Source organism: Parvibaculum sp. (assembly GCF_035511255.1).
Classification (GTDB): domain Bacteria; phylum Pseudomonadota; class Alphaproteobacteria; order Parvibaculales; family Parvibaculaceae; genus Parvibaculum.
This window is the reverse complement of the sequence record NZ_DATKFR010000111.1, coordinates 1-9,510: the sequence shown is the minus strand read 5'-3', so window position 1 is coordinate 9,510 and position 9,510 is coordinate 1. Positions and strand designations below refer to the sequence as shown.

Here is a 9,510-nt window from a genome sequence, read left to right as displayed (position 1 = left end):
TCGGCGAGCTCGCCGAGCGCCGCCGCGCCGATGCCGCCCATGCCGAAGGCGAAGCCGAAGAAGAGGCCGGCCACCGTGCCGACGCGGCCGGGCATCAACTCCTGTGCATAGACGATGATCGCCGGAAAGGCCGAAGCGAGGATGAGCCCGATGGGTACGCTGAGGATCGCGGTCCAGAAGAGATTGGCGTGGGGCAGGATCAGCGTGAAGGGCAGCACGCCGAGGATCGAGGCCCAGATCACATATTTGCGGCCGAAGCGGTCGCCGAGCGGCCCGCCGATGATCGTGCCCGCCGCGACCGCGCCGAGGAAGACGAAGAGCAGCACCTGCGCGTCCTCGACGGAGACGTGAAATTTCTCGATCAGGTAGAAGGTGTAATAGCTCGTGAAGCTCGCGAGATAGAAATATTTCGAGAAGATCAGCAGCAACAGGATACCGATCGCCATCTGGACGCGGCGGGTCGGAATGGCGGTGATGTGCGACGCATGCCGGGCCGGGCCTTTCGCGACGGGTGCCGCATGCCGCTTGTACCAGCCGCCGACATTCCACAGCACGACGACGCCGAGCATGGCCGCGACCGAGAACCAGGCGACGCTCCCCTGACCCTTCTGCACGATGATGAAAGCCGCAAGCAGCGGACCGACCGCCGAACCCGCATTGCCGCCGACCTGAAAAAGCGATTGCGCGAGGCCGTGACGCCCGCCCGAGGCCATGCGCGCGACGCGCGACGATTCCGGATGGAAGATCGACGAGCCGGTGCCGACCAGCGCAGCCGCCGCCAGCAGCATGAAGAAGTGGCTTGCGACCGAGAGGAGCAGCAACCCGACCAGCGTGAAACCCATGCCGATGGCAAGCGACCAGGGGCTTGAGCGCTTGTCGGTGTAGAAGCCGACGACGGGCTGCAGCAGCGAGGCCGTCATCTGATAGGTCAGCGTGATGAGGCCAATCTGTCCGAAGTCGAGGCCGTAGTTTTCCTTCAGCATCGGATAGATCGCGGGCAGCAGCGATTGCAGCATGTCGTTGATGAAATGACAGAGGCTGATTGCGCCGAGCACGACGAAGGCGGTGTCTTTCACCGAGGGGGCGGGCGCGTTGGCGACGGTATCACTCACGATTGGTCTCCTTCGGCCCCCGAAGTGCCGATCAGTAGAAAGCCTGTATCCCCGTGATCTCGCGGCCGAGGATCAGCGCATGGACGTCATGCGTGCCTTCATAGGTGTTGACGGCCTCGAGGTTCATGACGTGGCGGATGACGTGGTATTCGTCCGAGACGCCGTTTCCGCCATGCATGTCGCGCGCGACGCGGGCGATATCAAGAGCCTTGCCGCAATTGTTGCGCTTCATCAGCGAAATCGCGGCGGGCGCGGCCTTGCCCTCGTCGAAGAGGCGGCCGAGCTGGAGGCAGCCCTGAAGGCCGAGCGCGATCTCGGTCTGCATGTCGGCGAGCTTCTTCTGGATCAACTGGTTCGCGGCCAGCGGACGGCCGAACTGCTTGCGGTCGAGCGTATATTGCCGCGCCGCGTGCCAGCAGAATTCGGCGGCGCCCATCGCGCCCCAGGCGATGCCGTAGCGGGCACGGTTGAGGCAGCCGAAGGGGCCGGCAAGGCCGCGCACATTGGGCAGCAGATTCTCATCGGGGACGAAGACGTCCTGCAGAGAGATTTCGCCGGTGATCGAGGCGCGGAGCGAGAACTTGCCCTCGATCTTCGGGGTCGTGAAACCCTTGAACGAACGTTCGACGACGAAGCCGCGGATGACGTCGTCGTCGGTCTTCGCCCAGACGACGGCGAGGTCGGAGATCGGCGCGTTGGTGATCCACATCTTCGCACCGTTGAGGATATAGCCGCCATCGACCTTCTTGGCGCGGGTCTTCATCGACCCCGGATCGGAGCCGTGATCGGGCTCGGTCAGGCCGAAGCAGCCGACCCATTCGCCGGATGCGAGTTTCGGCAGGTACTTCTCGCGCTGGGCTTCCGTGCCATAGGCATAGATCGGATGCATGACGAGCGAGGACTGCACGCTCATCGCCGAGCGGTAGCCTGAGTCCACGCGCTCGACTTCGCGGGCGGTGAGGCCGTAGCAGACATAGGAGAGGCCGGCGCAGCCGTATTTCTCGGGCAGCGTCGGGCCGAGGAGCCCCTGCGCGCCCATCTCGTTCATGATCTCGCGATGGAAGATCTCGTTGCGGTTCGCTTCCTTGACCCGCGTGAAGAGCTTTTCCTGCGCATAGGCGCGGGCGGCGTCGCGCACCATCCGCTCTTCCTCGGTGAGCTGTTCGTCGAGAAGCAGCGGGTCCTCCCAGTTGAAGGGGGCCAGCGGCGGATTGGCGACCGGGGCTTGCGCGGCGGCTTGGGACATGAGTTGACCTCGCGGGACTTTGGCGTTTGGCCGCTGATATAGCAGGGCGGCGGCGGCGTGGCGACCCCGGTTCGGTGCCGGATGGGGCCATGGGCGTTGCGTATGGCGAGGGGGCTGGTGCTTTCGGCGTCTCGAAGGGCCGAGCCCGGTCAGCCTTTCTCCAGGGCGACGTAGTCCGCAAGCTCGGCGGCCAAATGGTCGAACATCAGCCGCATGCGGCGGCTGGTCTTCAGGTCTTCATGCATGGCGACCCAGACATCGAGTTCGAAGACCTCGATCTCGGGCAGGACGCGCGCGAGGCCGTTGCGTTTTGCGAGCGCATATTGGCAAACGCCGATCCCGTAGCCGGCCCGCAGCGCCGCAAATTGCGCGACGTCGCTGTCGCAGCGGAAGGCGAAGAGATCGCGGCTGAGCGTCATGCCGAGCTGAACGATGCGGCGGATCGAGGGCTCGCGGTCGAAACCGATGATCGCGTGAGCCCCGAGTTCGTCGGCCGTCGACGGCGCGCCGTGTCGTTCGAGATAGGCCGGATGGGCGAAAAGTCCCAGATGAACGACACCGACCTTACGCGCGACAAGGGCCGTCTGGGTCGGCCGGATCATGCGGATCGCGATGTCGGCCTCGCGGCGCAGTAGGTCTTCCGAGCGGTTCGAAATCAGCAGTTCGACGGCGATGCGGGGGTGCGCCTCGCGGAATTGCGCCAGGATCGGCGGCAGGACCTCCGTGCCGATCATCTCGCTCGCGGTGATGCGAACCGTGCCGCGATCCTCGTCGGCCTCGCCCGAGGCCGCGCGCTGAAGGGCTTCGGCGGCGCTTGCCATGGCCTCGGCGTGGGGCACGAGGGCGAGCGCGCCTTCGGTCGCGTTGAGACCGGTCTGGGACCGGGTGAAGAGTGCGATGCCGAGCGCTTCCTCCAGCGCGTCGATGTGGCGGCCGATCGTGGGCTGGGTCAGGCCGAGCGCGCGGGCGGCGCCGGAGAGGCTTCCCTCCCGGACCACCGCCAAAAAGGAGCGGTACAGCTCCCAGCCCGGGTCCAACCTGTCCATACGAACCGATCTATCCATACGAAAATGTATAAAGGATAGCCGGATTTCCGCAATTCATATTCGTAGATGAATGGATGATCTTTCGAGGGCGCCAAGGGGCGCGGCACCAAGGGAGATCGTCACATGATCCGCACCATTCTCATCATCGGCGCCACCGGCGGCATTGGCGGCGAGGCGGCGCTTGCCTTCCGGGCCCATGGCTGGCAGGTCCGCGCCATGCATCGCAAACCCGACATGGCGGCGCGGAATTTTGCCTGGCTGGGGCCCATCGACTGGGTCAAGGGCGACGCCATGAAGACCGACGACGTCGTCGCGGCGGCCGCGGGCGCCGATGTCGTTTTCCACGGCGCCAATCCGCCCGGCTATCGCAACTGGAAAGGCACGGCGCTGCCGATGCTCGAAAGCTCGATCGCGGCGGCGAAGGCGGCCGGCGCCCGGCTTCTCTTTCCGGGGACGGTCTATAATTTCGGACCGGATGCCTTCCCGCTGTTGGGCGAAACTTCGCCGCAGCACCCGAAGACGCGCAAGGGCGCGATCCGCGTCGCGATGGAAACGCGGCTGCGCGAGGCGTCGGACGAGGGCGTGCCGGTGCTGATCGTGCGGGCGGGCGATTTCTTCGGCGTCCATGGCGGCAACAACTGGTTCGGCCAGGGGCTCGTGAAGCCGGGCAAGCCTTTCCGCTCGGTGACCTATCCGGGCAAGCGCGACGCAGGGCACAATTGGGCCTTTCTGCCGGACCTCGCCGAGACCTTCGCGCGTCTGGTCGATCGCGCGGGCGAACTCGGCCGCTTCGAGGTTTTTCATTTCGGCGGGCACTGGTTCGAGAAGGGCGTCGAGATCGCCGAGGCGACGCGGCGCGCGGCGGGGAAACCCGACGCGCCGATCCGCCGGTTTCCGTGGTTCGCCGTCTATCTTGCCGCGCCCTTCGTCGAGACGTTCCGCGAGATGCTCGAGATGCGCTACCTCTGGAAAGTTCCGGTGAAGCTCGACAATCGTAAGCTCATCGCCTTTCTCGGCGAGGAACCGCATACGCCGACGGAGGAGGCTTTGCGTCTCACGCTCAAGGGGCTCGGCTGCCTGGATGAAAAATCCGTCGGCATGGGCGCGGTCGCCGAAGGGAGGGCGTGATGCCGGAGGAAATCAGAATGGGCGCGGCGCGGATTTTCATCTCGCTCGGCGGCGCGCTGGCCGGAACCGCCGTGTGGATTCTCACGGCGATCTGGATGGGGTTGGGGTTCTGAGCAAAACGATCTGTCATCCCGGGACAAGCCCGGGATGACAGCTTTAGGAGACCGAATCGTCTTATTCCGCCGCCGCCTGCAATCCGGCGAGCGCTTCGCGGGGCATGCGGGAAGCGAAGTCGCGGCAGGCTTCGAGATATTCCTTTTTCAGGCGGCCGATAAGTTCGGCGACGGGCGGCGCGTCCTTGATCTGGCCGATGCCCTGGCCGGACCCCCAGATGTCGCGCCAGGCCTTCTGCTTCATGTTGCCGCCGGAACCGAAATTCATCTTCGATTTATCCGCCTCCGGAAGATTGGCGGGATCGAGGCCGGCCGCCGCGATCGACGGCGCGAGATAGTTGCCGTGAACGCCGGTGAAGAGGTTGGAATAGACGATGTCTTCGGCCGCATGGGCGATCAGCGCGTCCTTGTAGGCGGCTTCGGCGTTCGCCTCCGCCGTCGCAACGAAGCGCGTGCCCATATAGGCGAGGTCGGCGCCGAGCGCGAGGGCCGACGCGATGCCCCAGCCGTCCGAGATCGAGCCCGAGAGCAGCACCGTGCCGTCGAACCACTGCTTCACCTCGCGCACCAGCGCGAAGGGCGAGAGCGTGCCCGCATGTCCGCCCGCGCCGGCGCAGACGAGGATCAGACCGTCGACGCCCTGCTCGGCGGCCTTTTTCGCATGCTTGACGTTGATGACGTCGTGGAAGACGACGCCGCCATAGGAATGCGCGGCCGAGACGATCTCCGCCGGCGGACGCAGGCTCGTGATGATGATCGGCACCTCGTGCTTGGTGCAGACTTCCATGTCGTGCATCAGGCGGTCGTTCGAGGCGTGGCAGATCTGGTTGACCGCGAAGGGCGCGACCTTCTTATCGGGATTTGCGGCCTGATATTCGGCGAGCTCCGTCTTGATGCGGACGATCCATTCCTCGAGCACGTGTTCAGGCCGCGCGTTGAGGGCCGGGAAGGAGCCGACGATTCCCGCCTTGCATTGCGCGATAACGAGTTCGGGGCCCGAGACGATGAAGAGCGGCGAGCCGATGACGGGCAGCTCGAGCTTGTTCTTGAGATTGGCGGTCAAAGCCATGGTGTTTCCTCGGCCGGTTTCTGAAAGCGTTGGCGAAACTATGGTCCGGGGCGTTCGGCTTGTCTGCACACAAATCCACACAGGCCTGTGCGCGGATGATCGGCGTCGCCTCAGCGGCCCGCGAGCCGTGCCCGATCGGCCTTTGCCCTTGCGGCAATGAAATCCATCGCGGCGCGCACGGGCGGCGTGTCCTTGAGGTCTGGATGCGTGAGCAGCCAGATGTCGGTCGAGCTGTAGAGTTTTTCCGGCGAGATGCGCAGGAGCTGGGGATAGGCGTCGCCCGTCAGGCAGGTGAGGGCCGAGATGCCGACGCCGGCGAGCACGGCATAGGCGGTGTCGATCTGCGAGGAGAAGCGCAGATGCGTCGGTGCGTTGCGCGTCACATGCGCGCTCCAGCGGGCGAGTTCCTGATTGGCGGACGAGCCGGCGAAGCCGAGGATGTCGTGTTCCTCCCATTCCTCGCGCTTCGTGGGAAGCCCGTGTTTCGCCGCGTAATCCTTCGAGGCGTAGAAGGCGACGCCGAGGCGGCCGATCTTGCGGCCGACGAGGTTTTCCTCGCCGGGCCCGTAGAGGCGGATGACGATGTCGGCTTCGCGGCGGCGGACGCTGGCCGGCCAGGCCTCGGTGACGAAGTCGAGTTCGACGCCCGGGAATTGCGCATGGAAGCCCGGCAGATGCGGCACGAGCCAATGGGCGGTGATGCCGGGCGCGGTCGAGACGCGGACCGTGCCGCGCGGCTCGCCGTCGTCGGCGGTGGCAGCGCGCATGGCGCGTTCGGCGGCGATCGCCATCGGCTCGACTTCGCTTCGAAGCCGGTCTCCGGCGGCGGTGAGTGCATAGCCGGCGGGCTCGCGGATGAAGAGCTTCGTGCCGAGCGTTTTCTCCAGCGCGGCCACATGGCGGCCGACCGTTGCGTGGCTCAGGCCCAGGCGCCGGCCCGCCGCCGACAGGCTTTGCGCTTCCGCCACGGCGAGGAAGATACGATAGGCGTCCCAGCCGGCCTCGGCGTCGTCGCTGTTCATTACCGAACACCCCTCTTGCATAATTCTGCCGAAAGATGCGCTCTGACGCCTCCGATTTCAAGGCGGCGCGGAATAACGCTGGGGAAGAGCGGCGGCGGCCTCGCAAAGGGTTTCGCCGGGCGGACTGCCCCCGGCCGCCGCCTTCTGCTAGAAAGGAGGGATAAAGACATCAGGCCCCAAGGGCCATCTCAGGGAGAGAACCTCGTGATCAAAACCAGGTTTACGGAAATGTTCGGGGTCGAGCACCCCATCGTGCAGGGCGGCATGCAGTGGGTCGGGCGCGCGACGCTCGTCTCGGCCGTCGCCAATGCGGGCGCGCTCGGCTTCATCACCGCGCTGACCCAGCCGACGCCGGAAGATCTCGTCAAGGAGATCAAGAAGTGCCGCGAGATGACGGACAAGACCTTCGGCGTCAACCTCACCATCCTGCCCGCGCTGAAGCCGCCGCCCTATGCCGAGTATCGTCAGGCGATCATCGAGTCGGGCGTCAAGGTCGTCGAGACGGCGGGCTACAAGCCGCAGGAGCATGTCGACGACTTCAAGAAGCACGGCATCAAGGTCATCCATAAGTGCACGGCGGTCCGCCACGCGCTGTCGGCCGAACGCATGGGCGTCGACGCGATCTCGATCGACGGCTTCGAATGCGCCGGGCACCCCGGCGAGGACGATATTCCGGGCCTGATCCTCATTCCCGCCGCCGCCGACAAGGTGAAGATCCCGATGATCGCCAGCGGCGGCTTCGGCGACGCGCGCGGTCTGGTCGCGGCGCTCGCGCTCGGCGCGGAAGGCGTCAACATGGGCACCCGCTTCATGTGCACGGTCGAGAGCCCCATTCATCAGAAGGTGAAGGAGCAGATCGTCGCCAATGACGAACGGGCGACCGATCTTATTTTCCGTACACTGCACAATACGGCCCGCGTTGCGAAGAACATCGTCAGCCAGGAAGTCGTCGCCATCGAGAAGAAGGGCAATGCCAAGATCGAGGACGTGATGCATCTCGTCTCCGGCCAGCGCGGCAAGGTCGTCTACGAGGCGGGCGATCCGGACTACGGCATCTGGTCGGCCGGCATGGTGCAGGGGCTCATCCACGACATCCCGACGGTGAAGGACCTCGTGACCCGCATGGTCTCGGAAGCCGAAGCAATCATCAAGAACCGCCTCGACCGCATGGCCGGGCTGACGGCGGCGCAGGCGGCGGAGTAAGGCGTCAATTCCTTCTCCGTCATGCGCGGGCCCTCCTTTAAATCAAGGAGGCCGCGTATCCACGTCTTTGGCCTGCGATCAATAGAAGAAAGACGTGGATGGCCGGACCAAGTCCGGCCATGACGAAATAGGGGCGAAGCGAGAGCCCGCGCCGGAAACGGCGCGGGCTTTTCATGCGGCATCTTCCATCGAGATGCGGCGCAATCCCCGCTCGTCGCGGATTTCGATTTCGCGGTAGCCGAGGGCGACGAGACCCTCGTCTTCGAACGCACGCAGGATGCCATTGATCGTCTTGCGCGAGAGGCCGGTCAGGTCGGCCAGTTCGTCCTGACGGATCGGCAGGGTGACGATCCCGTCGGTCTTTCCCCATTGGATGGCATAGGCGTGAAGCCGGGCGGCGAGACGGGCGCGGGGCGAAAGCCGCGCGCGCTCTGCGATGATCCTGACCGCCCATGTCAGTTGCTCGGTGGCGAGTTCGGCGAAATGGAGCCAGAGCGACGGGAGATCATGCGCGGTAGCGGCGAGCGCGTGCTGCGGCACGAAGATGATTTCCGACCTTTCGCGCGCCACCGCCGTCGTCACGCGGTGGCCGCCGAGAAGTTGCGCGGCGAAGCCGAAGATCGCGCCGGGACCTGAAATATTGACCGGCACGTTGTCGCCATTGTCGAGCGCGACATAGGTCGTGACCGATCCGCTCAGCACGCCGTAAAGCCCGCGCGCCTCGTCGCCCCGATCATAGAGCCAGTGGCCCGCCTCGACGGCCGAGACTTGCGCATGCTGGATCAGGCGGCGGCGAAACTCCGCCGGACGGCGGTTGAACCACGGATTGCGGCCAAGCACGGCTGCGATGCGGGTCTGCGGGGTGGGCGGCGTCGCCATGTCTGCATTCGCATTGTTACATTCGTTACAATCTTCCTCTTCGGCGCGCCTATTCTCAAGCGCAAACAGGAATGTCCGGGAGGAAAGAGCATGACGGCGACGGTGAGAAAACTGACGGCAGGCTGCGGCGCGGAAGTGCTGGGCGTCGATCTCAGGCGGCTGAGCAACAGCGAGATGGAGACGGTGCGCGACGCCTATCGCGATTACGGCGTCATTTTCTTTCGCGACCAGCAATTGACGCCGGAGGAGCACATCGCCTTCGCGCGGCGCTGGGGCGAGATCGACATCAACAAGTTCTTTCCGGCGAACGGGCAATATCCCGAGATCGCCGAGGTACGGAAGGAGAGAGAACAAAAGACCAATATCGGTGGTGCGTGGCACACGGATCATTCCTACGATCCGACGCCGGCCATGGGCTCGATCCTCGTCGCGCGCGAATTGCCGGAGGAGGGCGGCGATACGCTGTTCTCGAATATGTATGCCGCCTATGAGGCGCTCTCCGACGGCATGAAGAAGACGCTGTCGGCCATGAAGGCCGTGCATTCGAACGCGCTCGCCTTCGGCGCGGCGGGCTTCTACAAGAACAGCGATCAGGCGGGCGGTTTCAAGGGCGAGAGCCTGATCGGCGAGGCGGCGCATCCGGTCGTCATCACGCATCCCCTGAGCGGCCGCAAGGCGCTCTATGTCAATCC

The 9,510-nt window shown here is 65.1% G+C and carries 9 protein-coding genes; 3 read left to right on the top strand and 6 right to left on the bottom strand.

Annotated elements, in window-relative coordinates; genetic code table 11:
- The 3 genes from VMR03_RS03880 to VMR03_RS03870 form a co-directional block, all read right to left on the bottom strand.
- On the bottom strand, positions 1-1,112 hold a 1,112-nt coding region (locus tag VMR03_RS03880), incomplete at its 3' end, for an MFS transporter (protein WP_325402476.1).
- Between the two features lie 31 nt (positions 1,113-1,143).
- A complete protein-coding gene (locus VMR03_RS03875; protein ID WP_325402474.1) occupies positions 1,144-2,358 on the bottom strand; it encodes an acyl-CoA dehydrogenase in 1,215 nt (404 codons plus the stop codon).
- Between the two features lie 149 nt (positions 2,359-2,507).
- Entirely contained in the window at positions 2,508-3,404 is an 897-nt protein-coding gene (locus VMR03_RS03870) for a LysR family transcriptional regulator (RefSeq protein ID WP_325402472.1), read from the bottom strand.
- 123 nt (positions 3,405-3,527) lie between these two features.
- Between VMR03_RS03870 and VMR03_RS03865 the strand changes: the two genes are divergently transcribed.
- Positions 3,528-4,532: an NAD-dependent epimerase/dehydratase family protein gene (locus tag VMR03_RS03865; protein WP_325402469.1), complete on the top strand. Its 1,005-nt coding sequence runs from the start codon at positions 3,528-3,530 to the stop codon at positions 4,530-4,532.
- A gap of 174 nt (positions 4,533-4,706) precedes the next feature.
- Here VMR03_RS03865 and VMR03_RS03860 read toward each other — a convergent pair whose 3' ends face one another.
- Together VMR03_RS03860 and VMR03_RS03855 are read right to left on the bottom strand one after the other, a co-directional pair.
- Positions 4,707-5,714 (bottom strand): nitronate monooxygenase family protein, encoded by a 1,008-nt coding sequence (locus VMR03_RS03860; RefSeq protein ID WP_325402467.1) that lies wholly within the window; start codon positions 5,712-5,714, stop codon positions 4,707-4,709.
- A 110-nt stretch (positions 5,715-5,824) separates the two neighbouring features.
- Positions 5,825-6,736, bottom strand: coding sequence for a LysR family transcriptional regulator (locus tag VMR03_RS03855; protein ID WP_325402465.1), 912 nt, complete (start codon positions 6,734-6,736; stop codon positions 5,825-5,827).
- Positions 6,737-6,940: 204 nt separating this feature from the next.
- Between VMR03_RS03855 and VMR03_RS03850 the strand changes: the two genes are divergently transcribed.
- Positions 6,941-7,939 (top strand): nitronate monooxygenase family protein, encoded by a 999-nt coding sequence (locus tag VMR03_RS03850; RefSeq protein ID WP_325402463.1) that lies wholly within the window; start codon positions 6,941-6,943, stop codon positions 7,937-7,939.
- 171 nt (positions 7,940-8,110) lie between these two features.
- On the opposite strand, the gene VMR03_RS03845 is transcribed toward VMR03_RS03850, so the two are convergent.
- A complete protein-coding gene (locus VMR03_RS03845) occupies positions 8,111-8,818 on the bottom strand; it encodes a Crp/Fnr family transcriptional regulator (RefSeq protein WP_325402461.1) in 708 nt (235 codons plus the stop codon).
- 90 nt (positions 8,819-8,908) lie between these two features.
- Between VMR03_RS03845 and VMR03_RS03840 the strand changes: the two genes are divergently transcribed.
- Positions 8,909-9,510 (top strand): TauD/TfdA family dioxygenase (locus VMR03_RS03840; protein WP_325402459.1); only part of this gene is annotated, 602 nt, incomplete at its 3' end.

What these genes read in the sequence shown, in the direction of transcription:
- VMR03_RS03875 (WP_325402474.1), bottom strand. Translation starts at nt 2,358, where the DNA reads ATGTCCCAAGCCGCCGCGCAAGCCCCGGTCGCCAATCCGCCGCTGGCC.
- VMR03_RS03870 (WP_325402472.1), bottom strand. Translation starts at nt 3,404, where the DNA reads ATGGACAGGTTGGACCCGGGCTGGGAGCTGTACCGCTCCTTTTTGGCG.
- VMR03_RS03865 (WP_325402469.1), top strand. Translation starts at nt 3,528, where the DNA reads ATGATCCGCACCATTCTCATCATCGGCGCCACCGGCGGCATTGGCGGC.
- VMR03_RS03860 (WP_325402467.1), bottom strand. Translation starts at nt 5,714, where the DNA reads ATGGCTTTGACCGCCAATCTCAAGAACAAGCTCGAGCTGCCCGTCATC.
- VMR03_RS03855 (WP_325402465.1), bottom strand. Translation starts at nt 6,736, where the DNA reads ATGAACAGCGACGACGCCGAGGCCGGCTGGGACGCCTATCGTATCTTC.
- VMR03_RS03845 (WP_325402461.1), bottom strand. Translation starts at nt 8,818, where the DNA reads ATGGCGACGCCGCCCACCCCGCAGACCCGCATCGCAGCCGTGCTTGGC.